Raw genomic sequence first — 23009 nt, forward strand, 5'->3', positions numbered from 1 at the left:
AAGGCCCGCTTCTCTGGGCAGGCTACCGAGGAGGATGGCTCGCCTTTCCGGGCAGGTTGCTTGAGAGGTTTGCTACTCGCTTATCCAGTCAGATGGCCGAAGGCTTGATGGCTCGCCACTCAAGGCAGGCTGCCGGAGAGTGGTTACTCACCTCCCCGATCAGGCCACCGAAAAGGTTGATGACACGCTAGGACTGGTGCCGGGAGGCAGGTGACTCACTCCCGGTCAGGTCATCGAAGGGGCTGATGGGGCTCGCCGCCCCTGGGGCGGCGAGGGGGGTCGATGGCTTGCCGCGCTGCCATCAGGAGGCAAGCAGCTCGCGGGCATTGGCCAGGGTGTTGTCGGTGATCTGATCCCCCCCCAGCAGACGGGCCAGCTCGTTGAGGCGGGCCCCCTGGTTGAGCGCCTGCATCTGGGTCTCCGTGGTCTTGCCGTCCGTGTGCTTGCTGACCACCATGTGCTGGTGGCCCTTGCCGGCCACCTGGGGCAGGTGGGTGACCACCATCACCTGGGTGGATTCGCCGAGCTGGCGAAGCAGACGGCCCACCACTGCCGCCGTCGGGCCGCTGATCCCCACGTCCACCTCGTCGAAAATCAGGGTGGGGGTGGAGATCTTGCGGGCACTGATCACCACTATGGCGAGGCTGATGCGCGACAGCTCGCCGCCGGAGGCCACCTTGCCCAGCGGCTGTATGGGCTGCCCCGGGTTGGTGGTGACCATGAATTCCACTCGATCGATGCCGAGTGGCGACAGGCTGCTCTGGGCGTCGGGGCGCACCTCGATGACGAAGCGGCCATCGGGCATCGCCAGCTCGTGCATGCTGGCGGTCACCTGGGTGGCCAGCTCCTGGGCATAACGCTGACGGCTCTGGCTGAGCACCTCTGCCGCCTGGACAAAGGCCTGACGGGCCTCGGCCAGTTCATCCTCCATCCCCTCTAACCGCTCCTCATCGGAGTGGAGGCGGGCGAGATCGCTGGCCAGCTCCTGATGCTGCGACGGGAGATCCGCCGGCTTGACGTGGTGCTTGCGGGCCAGATTGATCGCCTTGGAGAGGCGGGCCTCCAGCTCGTTGAAACGCTCGGGATCCAGCTCCAGCAGATCCAGATAGCTGCGCAGCTCGCTGTGGCTCTCCTGCACGCCGATCAGGGCTTCGTTCAGCATGCCGAGCACGTTGCCAAGGCGGCTGTCCATGCCGACCAGGGTCTCGGCCCTGTCCACCGCCACCTGCAGCAGGCCGGCTATGGTGGTCTCCTCGTTGTCATAGAGCAGGTCGAGGCAATAGCCGCACTCCTGCATCAGTTCGGTGCCGTTGGCGAGGCGCTGGTGCTCCTCTTCGATGGCCTCAAATTCCCCGGGTTGCAGGGCGAACTCGTCCAGCTCCTGCACCTGATACTCGATGAGCTGGCGACGGGCCTCCCGCTGCTGCTGCTCGGCCTTGAGGCGGTTGAGCTCGTTCTGCAGCTGGCGCCACTGCTGATAGTGCTGGCGTACTTCATCGAGCAGCAGGTGGTGACCGGCATAGCCGTCCAGCAGGGCGAGCTGATAGTCAGGCTTGAGCAGCAGCTGATGCGCGTGCTGGCCGTGAACGTTGACCAGCAACTGGCCCAGGCTCCTGAGCTGCACCAGGGGGACTGGGACGCCGTTGATGTAGCTGCGCGAGCGCCCCTCGGCGGAGAGTACCCGCCGAACTATGCACTCACCGTCGTTCTCCAGCTCGTTGGTGGCGAGCCAGGCGCGGGCGGCCGGGTTGCCGTCCAGCAGGAAACGGGCACTGACTTCCGTCTTGTCGCTGCCCGGCCGCACCATGCTGGCTTCGGCCCGCTCGCCGAGGCAGAGGCCGAGGGCGTCGATGGCAATGGATTTGCCTGCCCCCGTCTCCCCTGTGATGCAGGTCATGCCGGATTGCAGATCGAGTTCGAGAAACTTGACTATGGCGAAGTTGTTGACGGTCAGCTGGGTCAGCATGGTCTCATCCTGTATGGGTCAACATCACTGTGTATGCATCCAGTATATACTGGTCTTATATACAGTAAAGTGTGCGGGGCGGGATTTTTTGCCGGGCAAAGGGGGTGAGGGGCTGTGCGAGGTGCCACACCTAGCCGTCATGGCATCCCATGGGCGATGTGTCCTTAGGGGCCAGGTGCGCGATCAGCCTGTATTGGTTCACCTTTATGGGGTCTTGTAGAGGCAGTGAACTTGTGGAGTCGGGATGGCTGAGACACACTCGAGACAGGCATGGCTCGGGTTCAACGGGCAGGCCACCATGCTTTCACCAAGGATGCATCTAGATGATCCACACCCCGACCCTGCTGTTGATCTCCCTGGCAATCAATCTGATGTCGGCACTGCTCATGTTGTTCATCCATTTCTTGAAGCCTGGTCGGCGCAACTTCCTGTTCTGGTCCCTGTCGGCCTTCCTCTTCTCCTTCTCCATCTTGCTGCTCAGCCTGGGGATAGGGAGTGGTTATCCGGCCCTGGGGATCAGGGTCGGTGGCCTGGTCTCCCTCATGAGCATATTGCTGTTGTTGGCCGGCTTTTATGCCCTCTATGGCCTGTCCTGGCGCCCCCGCACCCTGTGGGGAGGGGTTGCCCTGCTGTTGGTTGCCTATCTGGGGCTGTCGAGCCATTTCGAGGTGCGCATGGTGCTGGCCCTGATGGAGTCTGTGGTCTACCTCTGGTGTGCTTGTCTCATCGTTTCCCTCAGCCGGCACCAGAAGCGGGTACTTCATGCCGTCGCCGTCATCTACCTGCTGCATTTCACCATACTGCTGAGCCAGGGGTTGCTGCTCCTGCTGGGGGCCACTGGCCCCGTGAGTGAGGGAGACTGGCTGCTCGATGGCATCTTCTTCATGCACATGGTGCTGACCATAGGCTCGGTATTGCTGCTGCCCCTGGTGGCCTATGTGGAGGCGGAGCAGGCGCTGCTGGCCCTCTCGGAGCGGGATCCCCTCACCGGGGTGCTCAACCGGCGCGGCCTGTTCAGGCAGGGGGAGCGGGCGCGGCCAGGGCAGATGCGCTGCGTGGTGGTGCTCGACATAGACCACTTCAAGCGCGTCAATGACCGATTTGGTCACGGCTGCGGTGATGAGGTGATCCGGTACGTGGCCAGGGTGCTGGTGGCCGAGACGCGCAAGGATGATCTGGTGGGGCGCATAGGTGGCGAGGAGTTCGCCATCATCATGGGAGGGGTGAACGGCCAGATGGCCCATGACATTTGCGATCGGATCCGCCGCCAGATAGAGACTGGCTCCCGTCAGGGGGCCTGCCCGCCGTGCGAGGGGGTGACGGTCAGTGTGGGGGGCGTCTGCGCGGGCGCGGAGTCAGGGCTGGCGCACTTGCTGACGAAGGCCGACGAGGCCATGTACAGGGTCAAGGCGGCGGGGCGAAATGGCGTGCATCTGCAGCTCGAGCCCGGACCGCTTCGGCTGGTTGAGGGCGGCGAGGGCTAGGCTCTCGCCGCCAGCCTTGCCGCGGCCCGGGCCCGCCTTCTAGAACAGCTTGCTGCCCCAGCCGAGCTTGTTGCGCAGCACGTGGAAGTAGCTGTAATCCAGCGGGTGCACCAGATGCAGCTTGTGCTGGCTCTTCTTGATGAGGATCTCGTCCCCCGGGTGGACCGCCAGGGTCACCTGGCCGTCGCAGCTCACCTGCATGGCGTCATCCTGATTGTCGGGGGAGACCAGCAGCCGCACCTCGCTGTCCGCGTCCAGTACGATGGGGCGGCTGCTCAGGGTGTGCGGGAACATGGGCACCAGCGTGATGGCGTTGAGCTTGGGGGTGAGGATGGCGCCCCCCGCCGACAGGGAGTAGGCGGTGGAGCCGGTGGGGGTAGCCACTATGATGCCGTCCGAGCGCTGGCTGTACATGAAGCTGCCATCGATATAGACCTCGAACTCGATCATGTGGGCTATCTTGCCCGGGTGCAGCACCGCCTCGTTGACCGCCAGGTTGCTCGACTTGCGCTCGCCGTGGCGATAGACGGCGGCCTCCAGCAGGAAGCGGTGCTCGCTCTTGAAGTGGCCGGAGAGCACCTGCTCCAGGGGCAGCAGGTAATCCTGGGGGGAGAGATCGGTCAGGAAGCCGAGGTTGCCCCGGTTCACCCCTATCACCGCCACATCGAACCGGGACAGCACCCGGGCCGCCCCCAGCATGTTGCCGTCACCGCCGACGACGATGGCCAGATCCGCCTGCTCACCGAGCTGCACCAGATCCATCACGTTGTCACCCAGCATGCCAAGGGTCTGGGCGACCCGGCTCTCCAGCAGCACCCGAAAACCGCGGGTACTCAGGTATTGATACAGGCCGCTGAGGGTCTGGTTGGCCCCTTCATGATGGGGCTTGCCGATGAGGGCAACGGTTTTGAACGGAGAATCCATAGGTTATCGGGTCTGGGGAAGTCTTGCGGGGAGTATACCGCGCTTTGCCGGGGATTTGTCTGTCTCCATGGTCCTTGGCGCAATCGGCCCCGAAAAGCGGCAAGCTGGCCGGCTGGCGGCAGGCATTGTGCCTGATATGGCCTTTTCCCCTTGAAAGCCGGGGCTGCGTCCCCATAATAGCGCCAACACAGGGTCCGTTGACGCGTGTCGCTTACCTGAACGTCAGCAACCCCTCATAAGTAACCCCTGAATATTGGAGATGTCATGAGCCACGAAGAACAAAAGGTTGAAGCGATGGAGCAAGTGGAAGTCCAGCCAGTCGAGCCGACCGATGTAGACAGTGAAGTGACAGCCGAGCAGGCCCGCATTGCCGAGCTGGAGGCCCAGTTGGAGGCAGCCCAGCAGGCATCCCTGGAAGAGCGTGAGCGCGCCGTGCGTGCCGTCGCCGAGATGGAAAACCTGCGTCGCCGCGCCGCTCAGGACGTGGAGAAGGCACACAAGTTCGCGCTGGAGAAGTTCGCCGCCGAGCTGCTGCCGGTGCTGGACAACCTGGAGCGTGCCATCGAGCTCGCCGACAAGGAGAGCGAAGCGCTCAAGCCGATGATCGAAGGGGTCGAGCTGACCCTCAAATCCATGCAGAGCTCGGTGGCCAAGTTTGGCCTGGTCGCCCTGGATCCGCAGAACCAGCCGTTCGACCCCAACGCCCATCAGGCCATGAGCATGATAGAGAACGCCGAGCTGGCGCCCAACACCGTCATCGCCGTGATGCAGAAGGGCTATGAACTCAACGGTCGGGTGATCCGTCCGGCCATGGTGATGGTCTCCAAGGCCCCGGCCTGAGCACCGTCCCTGTGCTGAGCCCGCCGCTCGGCGGGCTTTTTATTGGTAGCGGCGCCATCAGGGTATTTGTTGGCGCCATTTGGCAAGCACTCTTGCGCCCAAGGGGCAAGAATGCGCGGTTTTTTAAGGTCAGGGCTTGAAGCGTCGGCTTGAGACCCCATATAGGTGGCAAGGCCACGGCGGCATCTGATTTCAGTGGCATGGAAATTTAGGTGACACGGAAAGAATTTGATGTCGGGTGCTTGAAAGCCACAGTGGCAGGCCCCACCTAGCCGTTAACGTATTTAAGGCGAGCCCCTCGCCAGTTTATTCAAAGTATTTGGAGATTCGTCAAATGGGTAAAATCATCGGTATTGACCTGGGTACTACCAACTCCTGCGTTGCTATTCTGGATGGCGACCATGCTCGCGTGATCGAGAACGCGGAAGGCGACCGTACTACTCCGTCCATCATTGCCTATGCCGATGACGGCGAAATCCTGGTTGGTCAGCCGGCCAAGCGCCAAGCCATCACCAACCCGAAGAACACGCTGTTCGCTATCAAGCGTCTGATTGGCCGTCGTTTCGAAGATGAAGAAGTACAGCGCGATCTGAAGATCATGCCGTACGCCATCGCCAAGGCTGACAACGGTGACGCCTGGGTAGAAGTCAAAGGCAAGAAAATGGCACCGCCGCAGATCTCTGCCGAAGTGCTGAAGAAGATGAAGAAGACAGCCGAGGATTACCTGGGCGAGCCGGTGACCGAAGCGGTCATCACAGTACCGGCCTACTTCAACGACGCCCAGCGTCAGGCCACCAAGGATGCCGGTCGCATCGCCGGTCTGGATGTAAAACGCATCATCAACGAACCGACTGCTGCGGCCTTCGCCTACGGCGTGAACAAGGTCAAGGGCGAGCGCAAGGTTGCCGTCTATGACCTGGGCGGCGGTACCTTCGATATCTCCATCATCGAGATCGACGAAGTGGAAGGTGAGACCACCTTCGAAGTACTGGCGACCAACGGTAACACCCACCTGGGTGGTGAAGACTTCGACAACCGCGTCATCAACTACCTGGTAGACGAGTTCAAGCGCGAGCAGGGCATCGACCTGCGCAACGACCAGCTGGCTCTGCAGCGTCTGAAAGATGCCGCCGAGAAAGCCAAGATCGAGCTCTCTTCTGCCCAGCAGACCGACGTCAACCTGCCGTACATCACTGCAGATGCCACAGGTCCGAAGCACATGAACATCAAGGTGACCCGCGCCAAGCTGGAATCCCTGGTGGAAGACATGGTGAAAGATTCCCTGGAGCCGGTTCGTGTCGCCCTGAAAGACTCCGGTCTGGCGGTTGGCGAGATCGACGACGTCATCCTTGTGGGTGGTCAGACCCGTATGCCGCTGGTTCAGAAGACCGTTGCCGACTTCTTTGGCAAAGAGCCGCGTAAAGACGTCAACCCGGACGAAGCCGTGGCCATGGGTGCCGCCATCCAGGGTGCCGTACTGTCCGGTGACAAGACCGACGTGCTGCTGCTGGACGTGACCCCGCTCTCTCTGGGTATCGAAACCATGGGCAGCGTGATGACTGCGCTGATCGAGAAGAACACCACCATCCCGACCAAGAAGTCCCAGGTGTTCTCCACTGCCGAAGACAACCAGTCTGCCGTGACCATTCACGTGCTGCAGGGTGAGCGCAAGCGCGCCAGCGACAACAAGTCCCTGGGCCAGTTCAACCTGGAAGGCATCCGTCCGGCACCGCGCGGTCTGCCGCAGATCGAAGTGACCTTCGACATCGACGCCAACGGCATCCTGCACGTCTCCGCGAAAGACAAGGAGACCAACAAGGAGCAGAAGATCACCATCCAGGCCTCCTCCGGTCTGTCCGATGACGAGATCGAGCGCATGGTACGCGAAGCCGAAGCCAACGCGGCGGAAGACAAGAAGTTCGAAGAGCTGGTGCAGACCCGCAACCAGGCTGACGGTCTGGTCCACTCGGTACGCAAGCAGGTCACCGAAGCCGGTGACGCCCTGCCTGCCGACGACAAGACCAAGATCGAGACTGCACTGTCCGAGCTGGAAGCCGCCATCAAGGGTGACGACAAGGCTGCCATCGAAGCCAAGCAACAGGCCCTGATGGAAGCGTCCCAGAAGCTGATGGAGATTGCCCAGCAGCAGGCTCAGGCGCAAGGCGCCGGTGCCGAGGCCGGTCACTCCTCTTCTTCCGCCAAGGCTGACGACGACGTGGTCGACGCCGAGTTCGAAGAAGTGAAAGACGACAAGAAATAAGCCCAACCCAGATGGGCAGAGCAGACTCTGCCCATCGGCTCAGTCAATGATTTCACGGGCGTTGGGTAACCAACGCCCGTCTGCATAACGGCTCAAGTAGAACAGGATGAGTATGTCGAAGCGCGATTTCTACGAAGTGCTCGGGGTATCGAAAGGTGCCGACGAGCGCGAGATCAAGAAGGCGTACAAGCGTCTGGCGATGAAGTATCACCCGGATCGCAATCAGGGTGATGCCGCATCGGAAGAGAAGTTCAAAGAGGTCAAGGAAGCCTACGAGGTCCTGACCGACGAGAACCTGCGTGCCCGCTATGACCAGTACGGTCATGCCGGCGTGGATCAGAGCCAGGGCGGTGGCCAGGGCGGCTTCGGCGGTGGTGCCGATTTCGGTGACATCTTCGGCGATGTGTTTGGTGACATCTTCGGTGGTCGTGGGGGTGGTCGTCGCGGCCCGGCCCGTGGCTCCGACCTGCGCTACAACATGGAGCTGACCCTGGAAGAGGCGGTGCGCGGGGTCTCCAAGGAGATCAAGATACCGACCCAGGTCCATTGCGAGGTCTGCAACGGGTCCGGCGCCCACACCGGCAGCCAGGCCCATACCTGCCCGACCTGCCACGGCTCCGGTCAGGTGCAGATGCGCCAGGGCTTCTTCGCGGTGCAGCAGGCCTGCCCCCACTGTCACGGTCGCGGCAAGATCATCAAGGATCCGTGCCGCAAGTGCCATGGGGAAGGGCGCTACCAGAAGACCAAGACACTGTCGGTGAAGATCCCGGCGGGCGTCGATACCGGCGATCGCATCCGTCTCTCCGGCGAAGGGGAAGCGGGGGAGGCCGGCGCACCGGCAGGGGATCTCTACGTACAGGTCCACGTCAAGGAGCACGAGATCTTCGTCCGTGACGGCAACGATCTCTACTGCGAGGTGCCCATCAGCTTCACCACTGCGGCGCTGGGCGGCGAGATCGAAGTGCCGACCCTGGATGGCCGGGTCAAGCTCAAGGTCACGGCGGAAACCCAGACCGGCAAGCTGTTCCGCCTGCGGGGCAAGGGGGTCAAGTCTGTGCGCTCCGGCCAGGTGGGGGATCTGATGTGCAAGGTGGTGATCGAGACCCCGGTCAAGCTGACCGAGACCCAGAAAGATCTGCTGCGCCAGCTGGACGAGTCCTTCAGCGGTGCCGCCGCCAAGACTCACAAGCCGAAATCCGAAGGCTTCTTCGAAGGGGTGAAACGCTTCTTCGACGACCTGACCAAGTAACCGCGACCCGCGTGACCCAAGCCGGCCTTCAGTGCCGGCTTTCTTTTTGCCTGCAATTTGCCCCGGATCCGCCCTATTGAGTGGATCCCGATGAGGGATCCTCCTCACAACTCCCGTCGGTTTTCCCTGTGCAAACGTTACGCTGATCACAAGTGGCTGAAACGGTTTAGCTGGCATATTGAGTTGGCTAAAGCGGTTTAGCTATTCTCTGCTCGTTCATAACAACAGCGCCCGGACGGGCGGCAGATGACAGGTGAGGAAGATGACGATGTTCAAGAGTAAGTTGGCGGTGGCGGTGGCGGTGGCGCTGGGATTGGGGATGAGCAGCCCGCTGTGGGCGGCCGAGGGCGGTATCGAGGCGCGTATGGCTGCGCTGGAGGCGCGAGTGCAGGCGGCAGAGTCCCGCGCTGCCGCCGCCGAAGCGCGGGCAGATGAGGCCCAGAGCAAGGCGAGCGAGGCCCGGGAGACAGCAGTGGTGGCCAAGGCCCAGAGCGAGAAGGTGGACAAGCAGACCGCCGGTGCCCAGGGCTTCGAGTTTCACGGCTACGCCCGCTCCGGCCTGCTGGTCAACAGCAACGGCAACGGCGGGCGCGGCGGTCCCTACGTGACGCCAGCCGGCTCTGTGGGCGGGGCCGTGGGTCGCCTTGGCAACGAGGATGACACCTACATGGAGGCCAACCTGCTGAAGACCCAGACCTTCGACGATGGCAGCTGGGCCCGCTACAAGCTGATGCTGGCGGACGGGGTGGAGACCAGCAACGACTGGACCGCCAGCGATTCGAGCCTCAATACCCGCCAGGTGTTTGCCGAGATCGGCGACCTGGCGAGCTTCAGCGGCCCCTTCCAGCACTCGGTGCTCTGGGCGGGCAAGCGCTTCGATCGGGACAACTTCGACATCCACTGGCTCGACTCGGATGTGGTCTTCCTGGCCGGGACCGGCGGCGGTGTCTACGACGTGCAGCTGGCCGACAGCTGGAAGGCGAACTTCTCCCTCTACGGGCGTGACTACGGCGACATCAGCGCCAGCGGCCTCTCGGACATAGAGAGCTACATCCTCACCATGAACAACCGCTTCGGCAACTGGCAGTGGATGCTGAACGGCCTCTCCGCCAAGGACAACGAGGCGCGCATCAACGACGGTGGCGTTGGCAGCGAGGCGGCGAACAAGGGGGCGCACACCCTGGTGGCCTACCACGCCGACAGCTTCTTTGGCATCAACCCCGGCTTCTCCAAGGCGGCGGTGCTCTACGGTCATGGCCTGGGGGCCGAGCTCAAGGGGCTGGGCTCCGACAGCGAGTTGCTGGCGGACGCCGATGCGGTGCGCCTGGCAGTGTTCGGTGCAACCGATCTTGCTCCGCGCTGGCGTGTCGCCCCGGCCCTGCTGGCGGAGCAGAGCCAGGATCGCTACGTGAAGGGGGACGAGTATCAGTGGCTGACCCTCAACACCCGGGTGGCCCAGGTGCTGAGCCAGAACGTGGAGCTGGTCTACGAGGCCGCCTGGCAGTACATGGACCTGGATCCCAAGGGTTACAAGGGACGGCAGGCGGTGAGCGGCAACTTCACCAAGCTCACCTTCGCGCCCACCTTCAAGGCGCAGACCGCCGGCTTCTTCGAGCGGCCCGAGCTGCGGGTGTTCGCCACCTGGATGGACTGGTCCTCCGAGCTCGACAACTACGCCAGCGACGACGCCATGGGCCAGAGCGATTTCACCGCCGGTGGTGAGTGGAACTTTGGCGTGCAGATGGAAACCTGGTTCTAGTTCGTTATCCCGATCACAAAAATGGCAGCAGGCGCCGGGATCTGTTGGTTGGCTAAAACGGTTTAGCTGATAATGCCGACCAAGAGAACAGAGCCCGGCTCTGGCAAATCCTGTGCAGCAGTGGAGTAGCAAGGTGACGAATCGTGTGTGGGTAATGGGGGATGCGGTGGTGGATCTTATCCCGGAAGGGGAGGTGCACTACCTCAAATGTCCGGGCGGTGCGCCCGCCAATGTGGCGGTCGGGGTGGCACGGCTCGGCGGTGAATCGGCCTTTATCGGCCGGGTCGGCGCCGATCCCTTCGGCCGCTTTATGGCCGAGACCCTGGCAAACGAGGGCGTCGATATCCGTCATCTGACCCAGGATCCGGCCCATCGCACCAGCACAGTGCTGGTGGAACTGGATGACGAGGGTGAGCGCAGCTTCACCTTTATGGTGTGCCCCAGCGCCGATCAGTTCCTGAGCCCCGCCGATCTGCCGGTCTTCCAGGCCGGGCAGTGGCTGCTGACCTGCTCCATCGCCCTGGCCAATGAACCGGTGCGCGGCAGCTGCCAGCAGGCCATGGCGACCATCAAGGCGGTCGGGGGGCGGGTCTGCTTCGACCCCAACCTGAGGCCCGAAGTGTGGGGCAACCCGGCCGAGATGCTGCCCGTGGTGCGGGAGGCCATCGCCCTGGCGGACGTGGTCAAGCTCTCGGTGGAGGAGCTGCAATTGCTGAGTGGTCTGGACGATCTGGCCGCGGGCTTGGCCACCATACAAGGGCCCGCCCTGGTGCTGGTGACCCGGGGGGCGGCCGGTGTGGTGGCCCGTTTGGATGGCGAGTTGCTGGAGTGGATGGGGCCCAAGGTGACCCCGCTCGACACCACGGGGGCGGGGGATGCCTTTGTCGCCGGTCTCCTGGCGGCGCTGGCCGGGCGTTCGTCGCTGCCGACGCTGGTCGAGCTGCCCGCCATCCTGGCTCAGGCCCACGGCTGCGGGGCGCTCGCCACCACCGCCAAGGGGGCCATGACGGCGCTGCCCACCCGCACCCAGCTGGATGAATTTTTGCTATTGAGCGCGATCGAGCGCAAGCGGCCGTTGATCTGCGGCTAGAACCGCAGCTCAACAGCCCTTAATCTCATATGACAAGGGCCCGCCAACTGGCGGGTCATAAGAGGAATAATATGAATATCAGTGCGATAGCCAAGGATCTGGTGCCCCTGCTCGGGGGCAGTGAGAACATCGTCAGTGCCGCCCACTGCGCCACCCGGCTGCGGCTGGTGCTGGCGGACGACAGCAAGGTGAACAAGGCCGCCATCGACAAGCTGGACGGGGTCAAGGGGTGCTTCAGCAACGCGGGTCAAATCCAGGTGATCTTCGGCACCGGTCTGGTCAACAAGGTCTATGCGGAGTTTGTGGCGTTGACCGGTACAGGCACCGCCAGCAAGGCGGAGTTGACCGACATGGCGACGGCCAAGCTCAACGTGGCCCAGCGCCTGGCGCGGACCCTCTCCAACATCTTCGTGCCCATCATTCCGGCCATCGTCGCGTCGGGCTTGCTGATGGGGCTGCTCGGCATGGTGCGCACCTACGGTTGGGTCAATGCCGACAGCTCGCTGTTCGTCATGCTCGACATGTTCAGCTCGGCGGCCTTCATCATTTTGCCGATCCTGATCGGCTTCACCGCGGCGCGGGAGTTTGGCGGCAACCCCTACCTCGGGGCAACGCTGGGCGGCATTTTGACCCACCCGGCCCTGACCAACGCCTGGGGCGTGGCGGGCGGCTTCAAGACCATGGACTTCTTCGGGCTGGATGTGGCCATGATCGGCTATCAGGGCACCGTCTTCCCGGTGCTGCTGGCGGTCTGGTTCATGTCCCATCTGGAAAAACAGCTGCGCAAGCGCATTCCGGACGCCCTGGATCTGATCCTCACCCCGTTTTTGACCGTCATCATCACCGGCTTCGTGGCGCTGCTCTTTATCGGCCCGGCGGGTCGGGTGCTGGGGGATGGCATCTCGTTTGGCCTGAGCGCTCTCTATGAGCAGGCGGGCTGGCTGGCGGGGCTGGTGTTTGGTGGGACTTATTCGCTTATCGTCATCACCGGCATCCATCACAGCTTCCACGCTATCGAGGCGGGGCTGCTCACCAATCCGGCCATAGGCGTCAACTTCCTGCTGCCCATCTGGGCCATGGCCAACGTGGCCCAGGGCGGGGCCTGCCTGGCTGTCTACTTCAAGACCCGCGATGTGAAGATCAAGGCGATCACGGTGCCGGCGGCCATGTCCTGCCTGCTCGGCATCACCGAGGCGGCGATCTTTGGCGTCAACCTGCGCTACATCAAGCCCTTCCTCGCCGGCCTGTTCGGCGGGGCCTGCGGCGGTGCCTACGTGGTGGCCGCCAAGGTGGGCATGACGGCGGTGGGTCTGACTGGCATCCCCGGCATGGCCATCGTCCAGCCCATGAGCCTCATCCACTACGTCATCGGGCTGGTGATCGCCTTTGGCGCTGCCTTCGCCGCCTCCTACCTGCTCAAGTACAAGGTGGAGTGATGAAGGAAAGCCATTTTCTCAACCAGGTTGTCCGGTCACTGCTGGCCGGACAGCTCAAGGCGGCGGCCGATCCCCATCGGCCCCGTTGGCACCTGGCAGCCCCGGTGGGGCTGCTCAACGACCCCAACGGCTTTATCGAGCACGACGGGCGTTATCACCTCTTCTACCAGTGGAACCCGCTTGACTGCGAGCATCGCAACAAGGGCTGGGGCCATGTCAGCTCCACCGATCTGCTGCACTGGCAGCACGAGCCGATGGCGCTCCTGCCCACCGAAGCCTATGAGAGCCACGGCTGCTATTCCGGCTCGGCGGTCAGCGACGAGCAGGGGTGCCTGACCCTCATCTACACCGGCAACGTCAAATACCCGGATGGCAGCCGCACCGCCTATCAGTGTCTGGCCCGCGCCGACGGTGAGGGCGGTTTTGCCAAGCTGGGGCCTGTGCTCGATTTGCCGCAAGGCTACAGCGGCCATGTGCGGGATCCCAAAGTGTGGCACGACGGCCAGCAGTGGCTGATGGTGTTGGGAGCGCACACCCTGGACGACAAAGGGGAAGTGCTGCTCTATCGCGGTGATGCGCTGGATGCCTGGACGCTGGTGGGCCCCATCGCCGGCAGCGGGCGCGGCGGTCTTGGCGAGTTTGGCTACATGTGGGAGTGCCCTGATCTTTTCCCGCTGGCCGACCGCCATGTGTTGATAAGTTGCCCGCAGGGTATTGCCCCGCAAGGGGAGGATTATCGCAACCTCTACCAGTGCGGCTGGCTGGCGGGCAGTTTCGATGGCACGCACTTCGCCCACGGGGCTTTCCACGAGCTGGACAGGGGCTTCGAGTTCTATGCGCCGCAAACCACCCGAGACAGTCAGGGGCGCCGCCTCTTGTTTGGCTGGCTGGGGCTGCCGGAGGAGAACGAGATGAGCCAACCCACCATCACCTATGGCTGGCTGCACCAGATGAGCTGCCCGCGGGAGCTGTTCTGGCAGGATGAGTGGCTCTGCCAGCGACCGGTGGCCGAGCTTGCGGCGCTCAAGGGAGAGCGGACCCGCTTCGAGGGGACGCTCGGCGAGTTTCCGGGGCTGGCCATCGACTCGGCCTGGCTCGATCTGGATCTGTGCGGCAAGGGGAGCCTCTGGTTCGGCGCCGTGGCCGAACTGGTGTGGCAGCCGGGGCGCATCAATTTGCGGCGCCAGAACTGGCAGAACGGGGAGTGGGAGACCCGCAGCAGCCCATGGGCTGGCGGGCGGATCACCGTGCTGTGCGATCGCTCCAGTCTGGAGTGCTTCATCGATGACGGTCGCCAGAGCCTGTCTGCGCGCTACTTCCCCGGAGAAAAGCCGCAACTTTCATCGGGTAACGGCGATGATGGCTGCAAAATTTGCCTTGATTACTGGCCGCTGGCGGCCTGCCTAGTACAATAGCCCGGTTCTAGTCAGCCGGGAGGCCAGGTGGAGAAGAAGAAACGGATCACGATTGCCCAGATAGCCGAACTGGCGGGGGTGTCCAAGGCGACCGCCAGTCTGGTGCTCAACGGCAAGAGTGCGGAGTACCGGATCGCCGACGATACCCGCAAGCGCATTCAGGCGGTGGCGGACGAGTGTCACTACCTGCCGAGCTTTCACGCCCGCTCCCTGCGCGAGACCCGCAGTTACACCTGGGGCTTGGTGATCCCCGATCTCACCAACTTCGGGTTTGCCAGCATAGCGCGCGCCCTCGAGGCCCACTGCCGGGAGGCGGGCATCCAGCTGTTGATCGCCTGCTCCGAGGATGATCCCGCCCTCGAGCAGCGGGTGGTGGACAACCTGATCAGCCGTCAGGTGGATGGGCTGATTGTTGCCTCCAGCGGCCACAGCGATGACATCTATGCCCGCATTCACGACCGCCTGCCGGTGGTACAGCTCGACCGTCACATCGGGGAGTCGCGCCTGCCCATGGTGATCTCGGATGCCTGCAAGGCCACCGCCGAACTGGTGCGGGACATGGCGAGCGAGTGCGACGCCGAGATCTACTACTTTGGCGGCCTGCTGGATCTCTCCCCCAGCCGCCATCGGCTGGCGGGCTACGAGCTGGGGCTGCACCGCGCTGGGCTGGAGGCAGACCCGACCCGGGTGCGCCATAGAGACTATCAGCCGAGCTCAGGTTATCAGCTGATGGCCGAGCTGGTGGCCGAGCTCGGCGCACCGCCCCGTGGACTCTTCACTGCCTCCTTCACCCTGCTGGAAGGGGTGCTGCGCTACCTCAACGAGGCGGGATTGATGGAGACGGGGATGCGGCTCTGTACCTTCGACGATCACGACCTGCTCGACTGCATTCCCATGCGCATCGACTCGGTGGCGCAGGATTGTCCGGCGCTGGCCCGCGCTGCCTTCGAACTGATGCAGCAGCTGATTGCGGGTAACCCTCCTGCGCAGACCGCCCAGGTGATCACCCCCCGGGTGCGCTGGCGTAGTCGCCGCTAGTCACGCCGCTTCGCCCATCCCATATGAAAAAGCCCCGCCAATCCTGGCGGGGCTTTTTGTTGGCCGACATGGCGGGGCTGCACCCTTCAATCCGTGGTGCTGGCGCGCCAGAAGATCTGCTTGATGCGGGGATGCTCTCCCAGCGTCTTCATCAAGGCGTCCAGCTCATCGCCGTCGATGGAGGTGGCGAGCAGCACCGCCGAGATCTCGATGTCCTGGTCCCCGAACGGCTCGATATCCAGCTCGCTCAGGGGGTAGTTGGCCTGCTCCAGCTTCTGCTCCAGCCAGGGCAGCACCTCCTTCTGATGAGTGCGGCGGATGAGCGCCGTGACGCGGTAAGTCACCTCAGTGTCGGTATTGTCCACCGGATGACGGTTGATCTGATTGACCAGAGGACGCAGCAGGGTGTTGGCGGCCAGCACGAACAGGGCGCCGAGCACCGCCTCCATGGCGAATCCGGCGCCGCTGGCCGCCCCGACCGCCGCCACGCCCCACAGGGTGGCGGCGGTGTTGATGCCGCGGATGTTGCCCGATTCGCGCATGATGACGCCGGCACCGAGAAAGCCGATGCCGGAGACGATGTAGGCCACCACGTGCACCACCCCGTAGCTGCCGCCGTACAGGTCATAGATGCGTTGGGCCAGGTTGACGAACAGGGCCGCCCCCACGGCGACCAGCACGTTGGTGCGAAGGCCGGCGGTACGCTGTCGGTACTGACGCTCCAGTCCGACCAGGCTGCCCAGCACGAAGGCGAGCAACAGGCTGGCCAGGGTGTCGAGCAGGGCGAGAAAATCGAGTTGTTGCCACATTCTCATGAGGTACTCCTTCTGATCAGTGATGGCCTCGCGCAATCCATGATGGCACGCCAGGTGAGATGGCGGATGAATCGCAAGGATGTGCGTGCGACAGGCCTGCATGAAAAATGCACGCTGGGACGCGGTTCTGGCTCCGGGCACGCAAGGGGGGAAGGGAGCCTGCCTGGCCAGCCCCCGATAGTGCCGATGACCCGGATTACTGCGTGGGCAAGGTGAGCGCCGTCAGGTGCGCTCGGGATCGCCGCCGCGGCGCGGACGCAGTTCCCAGCGTACCGGATGGTCTGCCCCGACCTGATGGACAAATTGCACCAGATAGCGGCGCTGGGGCGGGGTGCACTGGAGGTTGAGCACCAGCTCACGTCCGCCGCTGCGACCCGGTTTCATCGATTGCATGGGGTGCAGCCCGGCCGGTTGCAGGGTGTGGCTCACCATCTCCAGCACCTGCTCCAGATCGGCGCGATCCTCGCAGCGGATCTGCAGCCGGTAGTGGTGCTGGCGCGGTTTGCCGCCCAGCCAGCGCGGCAGCATGCCAAGGCCGAGCTTGCTCAGCAGGGGATGAGCCCGGGTAGCAACGGAACCTGTTGCGACCGCGCGATCCGCAGCCGGTTTGATTGAGATAAAACGCATAGCAGCCTCCTTGTGGGAAGCAGAAACTATGCAGGCAAGGCGCCCGTGGCGGTTGGCCAGGGTCACCCGACGTCAAGTGTAAAAAGAGAAGAGGGGAGTGGATTTCCGCTTCTCGCAGGGTTGCGAGTTGCGGCAGAGGGACTCTGCGGCTAGCTCGCGACCGAGGTGCCGACGATGAGGGTCGGCGTGCATCTGTCACTTGATGAGTTGCCCACCGATGGTCTCCGCTAGTGATAAAGAGGCGACATGGTAGCCGATGTGGCAACAGGGGTAAACCTTGGGGCTCTGACAGCAACATATTGAAACAAAATGGGGTTTTACCACGAGGGAGCCATAGCTCCCTCGTTTTCATCGTCCGGTTTGGGCTATTTCATGCCCATGCGCTTCAGGATCATGGCGGCGGGGCAGAAGCCGGTGAACGCACTCTGTATCAGGTTGACCCCGACAAAGACGCTCAGCCAGACGAAGCCCGGGTGGACCCAGGCAGTGAGCAGCAGCGACAGCAGCAAGATGCAGCCTGCGACCACTCTGACTCCGTTATCGACTGTCATGTGTCTCTCCTCTTTTTTTGGTTATTTAGTGGTTGCTAATTTAGTGTTGATTTATACAATAGACTAAATATCAGCAATTGCTAATTTATGCTTATGAGCCCATTCGACGAGATGCACAGACACGCGACGGCGGCCGCCTCCCTGCTCAAGGCGTTGGCCCATCCTGAGCGCCTGATGGTGCTCTGCCAGCTGGTGGAGGGGGAGAAGGGGGTCGGGGAGCTGTTGGCCCACAGCCAGCTCGGGCAATCGGCCTTCTCCCAGCAACTGTCGGTATTGAAGCGCCATGGCCTTATCCGTTCGCGCAAGGTCTCACAGCAGATCTACTACTCGCTGGTGAGCGAGGCGGCCGCCGATGTGCTGGCGGCGCTGCAAACCCATTTTTGTCACTCAGAAAATAAGGAATCTTGATGATGGAAAGCCAATGGCTGCTCTCTTTGGGCGGCGGCATGCTGGCGGGGCTGTCGGTCCTGATCCTGATGTTGTTCAACGGCCGGGTCGCCGGGATCAGCGGCATTCTGGCCGGTGCGCTGCAACACCGGGCGCCCTGGCGGGTACTGTTTCTGCTGGGGCTCGGGGCGGGCGCCTGGCTGGCGTTGACCCTGGGCTGGGCCAGCATGCCTGCATTCACCACGCTGCCCGGCTGGCCCGTTGTGCTGCTGGCCGGTCTGCTGGTCGGTATCGGTACCCGTCTTGGCAATGGCTGCACCAGCGGTCACGGTATTTGCGGCATTGGGCGGCTCTCCCTGCGCTCCATTGTCGCCACCCTGATCTTTATGGCGGCAGGCTTCATCACCGTCTTCGTCACTCATCATCTGCTGTAAGGAGCTGATCGCCATGAAGTTGCTGACAAGTTTGTTTGCGGGCCTGCTGTTCGGGCTGGGGATGGCCATCTCCGGCATGGTGGATCCCGCCCGGGTCACCGGTTTTCTCGATCTGGCCGGGGCCTGGGATCCCAGCCTCGCCTTCGTGATGGGAGGCGCCCTGCTGGTCTTTATGCCGGGTTATTTTCTGCTGGTGAAACCCCGCCGCCAGAGTCTGCTGGGAGAGCCCATCGTCGCCGTCCCCACCCCCAGGCTGGATCGCCGCCTGATCGGCGGGGCCGCGCTGTTTGGCATCGGCTGGGGGCTGGTGGGCATCTGCCCGGGGCCAGCCTTGAGTCTCATTTCCAGCGGGCAGCCCATGATAATGTTGTTTATAGCGGCCATGGTGGCCGGGATCTTGCTGGTCGACCGGGTGCTGGTTCACGCATGGAACAAGGCTCGCCAGCCCCGTACCGCCTGATCCCGTGAAGTGACTGATGATGCCAGGGAAGGAGAGTGATGATGGAAAAGATCCGGTTGCTGGGGATCACCTTGCTGGTGATGACATCGCAGGCCATGACATCCCCCCAGGCCCTGGCCGCAGACGTGGAGCCTATTGCCCCACTGACAGAGCCCTTGCTGACAGTGGCGCCACAGCCGGTGACCGACTGGCTCACGCTGGATGGCACCGTCAGCGCCATCCATCAGGGGACGGTGGCGGCCCAGACCAGCGGCCGGGTCTCCCGCATGCTGGTGGATGTGAACGACGAGGTACAGGCGGGGCAACCGCTGCTCGAGATCAGCGGCAAGGAGCAGTTTGCCGCCGTCACGGGGGCCGAGGCGCGGCTGGCCCGGGCGCAGGCCCAGCAGGTGGAGGCAGAGCGCCAGCTCGCCCGCTTTCAGGCGCTGATCGCCAAGGGGGTGATCACCCGCGCCCAGCTCGACAATGCCGAGGCCTCCGATCGCGCCGCCCGCGCCGAGGTCAATGCGGCCGATGCGGCCCTCACCCAGGCCCGCGAGGCTTACGGTTATACCCGCATTCTGGCCCCCTACGCTGGTGTGGTGACCAAGCGGCTGGTGGAGTTGGGGGAGACGGTGGCCCCCGGTACGCCGCTGCTGTCGGGCTTCTCCCTTGACGAATTGCGAGTGGAGGTGGAATTGCCCCAATCCGCGCTCGCCCTCGCCGGTCAACCTTCGGATGTGCAGGTGCTGTTGCCCGATGGCAAGACCGTTACCCCCGCCAAACTGACCCGCTTCAACTATGCCGACAGCCAGAACCACGCCTTCAGGTTGCGCCTCGACTTGCCGCCGCACACCGCCGGAGTATTGCCCGGCATGTGGCTCAAGGTGCAGCTCAAACAGGGTGAACGTCAGGTGTTGCAGGTGCCGGTACGTGCCCTGCTGCGGCAAGGGGAGTTCAACGGCGTCTATCTGCAGCAGCCCGCTGGCTGGGCCTTGACGCCGGTGCGGGTCGGCCATTGCGTCGAGGGACAGTGCGAGATCCTGGCCGGGCTGCAAGCCGGTGACAAGCTGGCCCCCGATGCCTGGGCACAGCAGCAGGAGGTGGCCCATGAGTAACGAGCTGAACGGCAACAGGGAGAGGCTGGGGCCCGCGGGTCGGCTGGCTGCGCTGTTTCAGGGCTCGGCCATCACTCCGCTGCTGGCGCTGGTGGGGCTCTTGCTCGGCCTGTTTGCGGTGCTGGTGACCCCCAAGGAGGAGGAGCCGCAGATCGATGTCACCTTCGCCGATGTCTATATCCCCTTCCCGGGGGCCACCCCGGCTGAAGTGGCCTCTCTCGTCACCACCCCTGCCGAGCAGGTGGTCTCCCAGATAAAGGGGATCGATACCCTCTACTCCTTCTCCCAACCCGATGGGGCCCTGCTGGTGGTGGTGTTCAAGGTGGGGGTGAGCCGCGAGCAGGCCATCGTCGATCTCAACAGCCAACTCGACTCCCACCGCGACTGGTTGCCACAGGGGATCGGGGTCGGCCAGCCGCTGGTAAAACCCCGGGGGATCGATGATGTCCCCATCGTCAGTCTCACCTTATGGAGCAAAGAGTGGAGCAAAGAGGGGAGCAAGCAGCTGGGTGCCCCCGAGCTGACTCGGGTCGCCCATGAGCTGGAGACCGAACTCAAGCGGATTCCCGGCACCCGAGATATCTACACGCTGGGCAGCCAGAGCGCCGTGTTGCGGGTGATGCCGGATCCGGCGGCCCTCAGCGCCCACGGCATCAGCTGGGGCGAGCTGAGTCAGCGACTGGCGGCCGCCAATCAGGTGGGCACAACACAGGCTATCGAGCAAGACAACAGTGAGATCAAGGTGCAGGTGGGGCAGTTCCTGCAAAGCGAGCAGGAGGCTAGAGAACTGGTAGTTGGGCTGCACGACGGCAAGCCGGTCTATCTGGGGGAGGTTGCCAAGGTCTCCCTAGGTCAGGAGACCCCGACCAAGCGCAGCTGGATGGGGCAGGGGCAGGCCAGTTATCCGGCGGTGACACTGACCATCGGCAAACAGCCTGGCCAGAACGCGGTCGAGGTGGCCAAGCGGGTGGAGGAGCGGGTCGAGAGTTTGCAGAACCGGCTTATCCCTGCCGGGGTCGAGGTGACGGTGACCCGTGACTATGGCGTCACCGCCGAGACCAAATCCAACACCCTAATCGGCAAGCTGATCTTTGCCACCACGGCGGTGGTGCTGCTGGTGCTGGTGAGCATGGGTTGGCGCGAGGCGCTGGTGGTGGGCGTTGCCATCGTCATCACCCTGGCGCTGACCCTGTTTGCCAGCTGGGCCTGGGGCTTTACTCTCAACCGGGTGTCGCTGTTTGCGCTGATCTTCTCCATCGGCATTCTGGTGGATGACGCCATCGTGGTGGTGGAGAACATCCACCGCCATCGCGGTCTGGGCAAGGGGGCGCTCAAGGATCTTATTCCGGGGGCGGTGGACGAGGTGGGCGGGCCGACCATACTGGCGACCCTGACCGTCATCGCGGCACTGCTGCCGATGGCCTTTGTCAGCGGCCTGATGGGCCCCTACATGAGCCCCATCCCCATCAATGCCAGCATGGGGATGCTTATCTCCCTGCTGGTGGCCTTTATCTTCTCCCCCTGGCTGGCGAGCCATTTGCTCAAGGGGGAGGTACACGGTGCCCACGGCGAGGCCAAGGTCGGTCTCTTTCACCGGCTGATGACCCCTTTCCTGATCGGTGACGGCGCCCAGCGTGCCAGACGCAAGCTCTGGCTGGTGGTGTTGCTGCTGGTCGGGGCGGCTACCGCCATGCCAGTGGTGCAGTGGGTGGTGCTCAAGATGCTTCCCTTTGACAACAAGTCGGAATTCCAGCTGGTGCTCGACATGCCGGAGGGGGCGACCCTGGAGCAGACCGAGCGCACCCTGCTGGCGGTCGGGCGGGAGCTTGCCAAGGTGGAGGAGGTGAAGGATTACCAGATCTACGCCGGCAGCGCGGCCCCCATCAACTTCAACGGGCTGGTGCGCCACTACTTTATCCGCAGCGGCGCCAACGTGGGGGATATTCAGGTCAATCTGGTGGACAAGCATGAGCGGGATCGTAGCAGTCACCAGATTGCCCAGTCGATCCGGGCACCGCTGCAGGCTATCGCCAGCACGGTGGGGGGCAACCTGAAAGTCGTGGAAGTGCCACCCGGCCCGCCGGTCTGGTCACCCATAGTCGCCGAGGTCTATGGCCCGACTCAAGCCGCCCGCGAAGCGGCGGCGCGCGCGGTACAGGCCCGTTTTGTGGCGACGCCGGATCTGGTGGATGTGGATATCTATCTGACCGACCCGCAACCCAAGTGGCGGCTGGTGGTGGATCGCAGCAAGGCGGCCCTGCTCGGGGTCGATCTCGGCGACCTGGTGAGCACCCTCAATGGCGGCGTGGGCTATCAGGATACCAGTTGGCTGCAGGGGCACGGCGCCAAGTATCCGGTGCCGATCCGCATCGAGCTCGCTCCCGGCGACAAGCGGGATCTGGCGGGCGTACTGGCCCTCAAGGTGCGCAGCCAGAGCGGCCAGCTCATCCGGGTATCCGAGCTGGTGAGTCGCCGCGATGAGGTGGCTCCCAGCTATATCATGCACAAGAACATGCAGCCCATGGTGATGGTGGTGGCCGACATGGGCGGCCATGCCGACAGCCCGCTCTACGGCATGTTTGCCGCCGGTGCCGACATCTCGCTGCCCCAGTATTACGTGCAGCAACCCGACAAGCTGGGGGAAGTGGCGTTGTTGTGGGACGGGGAGTGGAAAATCACCTACGAGACCTTCCGCGACATGGGTATCGCCTACGGGGTGGGGATGATCCTCATCTACCTGCTGGTGGTGGCCCAGTTCCGCTCCTATCTGGTGCCGCTCATCATCATGGCTCCCATTCCGCTCACCCTCATCGGGGTGATGCCGGGTCACGCCCTGCTGGGGGCCCAGTTCACCGCCACCTCGATGATCGGGATGATCGCCCTGGCCGGGATCATCGTACGCAACAGCATCCTGCTGGTGGACTTTATCGAACAGCAGCGCAGCGCCGGAGTGGAGTTCGAGCAGGCGGTGATTGCGGCGGCCCAGGTGCGGGCCAAACCCATCATGCTGACGGCGCTGGCGGCGATGATCGGGGCCCTGTTCATCCTCGATGATCCCATCTTCAACGGACTGGCCATCAGCCTGATTTTCGGGATCCTGGTCTCCACTCTGCTCACCTTGGTGGTGATACCCTTGCTCTATTATGCCCTGCTCTCCCGACGCTGATGACGGGAGTG

General features: G+C 63.4%; 19 protein-coding genes. 14 read left to right on the top strand and 5 right to left on the bottom strand.

Annotated features, from left to right (window positions below):
- Window positions 1-301: 301 nt before the first annotated feature.
- Window positions 302-1966, bottom strand: coding sequence for a DNA repair protein RecN (recN, locus tag KI797_RS06420; RefSeq protein ID WP_226172092.1), 1665 nt, complete (start codon window positions 1964-1966; stop codon window positions 302-304).
- 323 nt (window positions 1967-2289) lie between these two features.
- Here recN and KI797_RS06425 point away from each other — a divergent pair, with 323 nt between their 5' ends.
- On the top strand, window positions 2290-3450 hold the full coding sequence (locus KI797_RS06425) for a GGDEF domain-containing protein (RefSeq protein WP_226172094.1): 1161 nt from the start codon (window positions 2290-2292) through the stop codon (window positions 3448-3450).
- 39 nt (window positions 3451-3489) lie between these two features.
- On the opposite strand, the gene nadK is transcribed toward KI797_RS06425, so the two are convergent.
- Complete coding sequence (gene nadK, locus KI797_RS06430; protein ID WP_025327679.1) at window positions 3490-4374, bottom strand: NAD(+) kinase; 885 nt, start codon at window positions 4372-4374, stop codon at window positions 3490-3492.
- A gap of 264 nt (window positions 4375-4638) precedes the next feature.
- Between nadK and grpE the strand changes: the two genes are divergently transcribed.
- The 8 genes from grpE (at window position 4639) to KI797_RS06470 (ending at window position 15461) form a co-directional block, all read left to right on the top strand.
- Window positions 4639-5214, top strand: coding sequence for a nucleotide exchange factor GrpE (grpE, locus tag KI797_RS06435; RefSeq protein ID WP_025327678.1), 576 nt, complete (start codon window positions 4639-4641; stop codon window positions 5212-5214).
- 334 nt (window positions 5215-5548) lie between these two features.
- Window positions 5549-7474: a molecular chaperone DnaK gene (dnaK, locus tag KI797_RS06440; RefSeq protein ID WP_025327677.1), complete on the top strand. Its 1926-nt coding sequence runs from the start codon at window positions 5549-5551 to the stop codon at window positions 7472-7474.
- 112 nt (window positions 7475-7586) lie between these two features.
- Window positions 7587-8723: a molecular chaperone DnaJ gene (gene dnaJ / locus KI797_RS06445; RefSeq protein ID WP_025327676.1), complete on the top strand. Its 1137-nt coding sequence runs from the start codon at window positions 7587-7589 to the stop codon at window positions 8721-8723.
- A gap of 262 nt (window positions 8724-8985) precedes the next feature.
- Entirely contained in the window at window positions 8986-10482 is a 1497-nt protein-coding gene (locus KI797_RS06450) for a carbohydrate porin (protein WP_226172097.1), read from the top strand.
- A 112-nt stretch (window positions 10483-10594) separates the two neighbouring features.
- The gene (locus KI797_RS06455) at window positions 10595-11572 is read left to right on the top strand and encodes an aminoimidazole riboside kinase (protein ID WP_226172099.1); all 978 of its coding nucleotides are present in this window, start codon (window positions 10595-10597) and stop codon (window positions 11570-11572) included.
- Between the two features lie 71 nt (window positions 11573-11643).
- Window positions 11644-13008, top strand: a complete 1365-nt coding sequence (locus KI797_RS06460; protein WP_226172101.1) for a sucrose-specific PTS transporter subunit IIBC — start codon at window positions 11644-11646, stop codon at window positions 13006-13008.
- Window positions 13008-14423, top strand: a complete 1416-nt coding sequence (locus KI797_RS06465) for a glycoside hydrolase family 32 protein (protein WP_043132500.1) — start codon at window positions 13008-13010, stop codon at window positions 14421-14423. Before KI797_RS06460 ends, KI797_RS06465 begins: the two co-directional genes overlap by 1 nt.
- Window positions 14424-14450: 27 nt before the next feature.
- Window positions 14451-15461, top strand: a complete 1011-nt coding sequence (locus KI797_RS06470; RefSeq protein ID WP_043132502.1) for a substrate-binding domain-containing protein — start codon at window positions 14451-14453, stop codon at window positions 15459-15461.
- Window positions 15462-15547: 86 nt separating this feature from the next.
- Here KI797_RS06470 and KI797_RS06475 read toward each other — a convergent pair whose 3' ends face one another.
- The 3 genes from KI797_RS06475 to KI797_RS06485 all read right to left on the bottom strand — a co-directional run bounded on the left by KI797_RS06475 (window position 15548) and on the right by KI797_RS06485 (window position 17454).
- Window positions 15548-16276, bottom strand: coding sequence for an MgtC/SapB family protein (locus tag KI797_RS06475; RefSeq protein ID WP_042649827.1), 729 nt, complete (start codon window positions 16274-16276; stop codon window positions 15548-15550).
- A gap of 222 nt (window positions 16277-16498) precedes the next feature.
- On the bottom strand, window positions 16499-16903 hold the full coding sequence (locus KI797_RS06480; protein ID WP_043132503.1) for a hypothetical protein: 405 nt from the start codon (window positions 16901-16903) through the stop codon (window positions 16499-16501).
- A gap of 365 nt (window positions 16904-17268) precedes the next feature.
- Window positions 17269-17454, bottom strand: coding sequence for a YgaP family membrane protein (locus KI797_RS06485; RefSeq protein WP_043132505.1), 186 nt, complete (start codon window positions 17452-17454; stop codon window positions 17269-17271).
- A gap of 93 nt (window positions 17455-17547) precedes the next feature.
- Between KI797_RS06485 and KI797_RS06490 the strand changes: the two genes are divergently transcribed.
- The 5 genes from KI797_RS06490 to KI797_RS06510 are packed head-to-tail and all read left to right on the top strand — an operon-like array spanning window position 17548 to window position 22998.
- Window positions 17548-17862 carry an ArsR/SmtB family transcription factor gene (locus KI797_RS06490; RefSeq protein WP_043132507.1) on the top strand — a complete coding sequence of 105 codons (315 nt, stop codon included), beginning with the start codon at window positions 17548-17550 and terminating at the stop codon, window positions 17860-17862.
- Window positions 17862-18275: a YeeE/YedE family protein gene (locus KI797_RS06495; RefSeq protein ID WP_226172103.1), complete on the top strand. Its 414-nt coding sequence runs from the start codon at window positions 17862-17864 to the stop codon at window positions 18273-18275. The genes KI797_RS06490 and KI797_RS06495 overlap by 1 nt, the downstream gene beginning before the upstream one ends.
- Window positions 18276-18288: 13 nt before the next feature.
- Window positions 18289-18735, top strand: coding sequence for a YeeE/YedE family protein (locus KI797_RS06500; protein WP_043132510.1), 447 nt, complete (start codon window positions 18289-18291; stop codon window positions 18733-18735).
- Window positions 18736-18776: 41 nt separating this feature from the next.
- Window positions 18777-19832 carry an efflux RND transporter periplasmic adaptor subunit gene (locus tag KI797_RS06505; protein WP_226173026.1) on the top strand — a complete coding sequence of 352 codons (1056 nt, stop codon included), beginning with the start codon at window positions 18777-18779 and terminating at the stop codon, window positions 19830-19832.
- The gene (locus KI797_RS06510) at window positions 19825-22998 is read left to right on the top strand and encodes an efflux RND transporter permease subunit (RefSeq protein WP_226172105.1); all 3174 of its coding nucleotides are present in this window, start codon (window positions 19825-19827) and stop codon (window positions 22996-22998) included. The genes KI797_RS06505 and KI797_RS06510 overlap by 8 nt, the downstream gene beginning before the upstream one ends.
- Window positions 22999-23009 lie beyond the last annotated feature (11 nt).

The organism is Aeromonas media, from assembly GCF_020423125.1.
In the GTDB taxonomy this organism is placed as follows: Bacteria; Pseudomonadota; Gammaproteobacteria; order Enterobacterales; family Aeromonadaceae; genus Aeromonas; species Aeromonas media.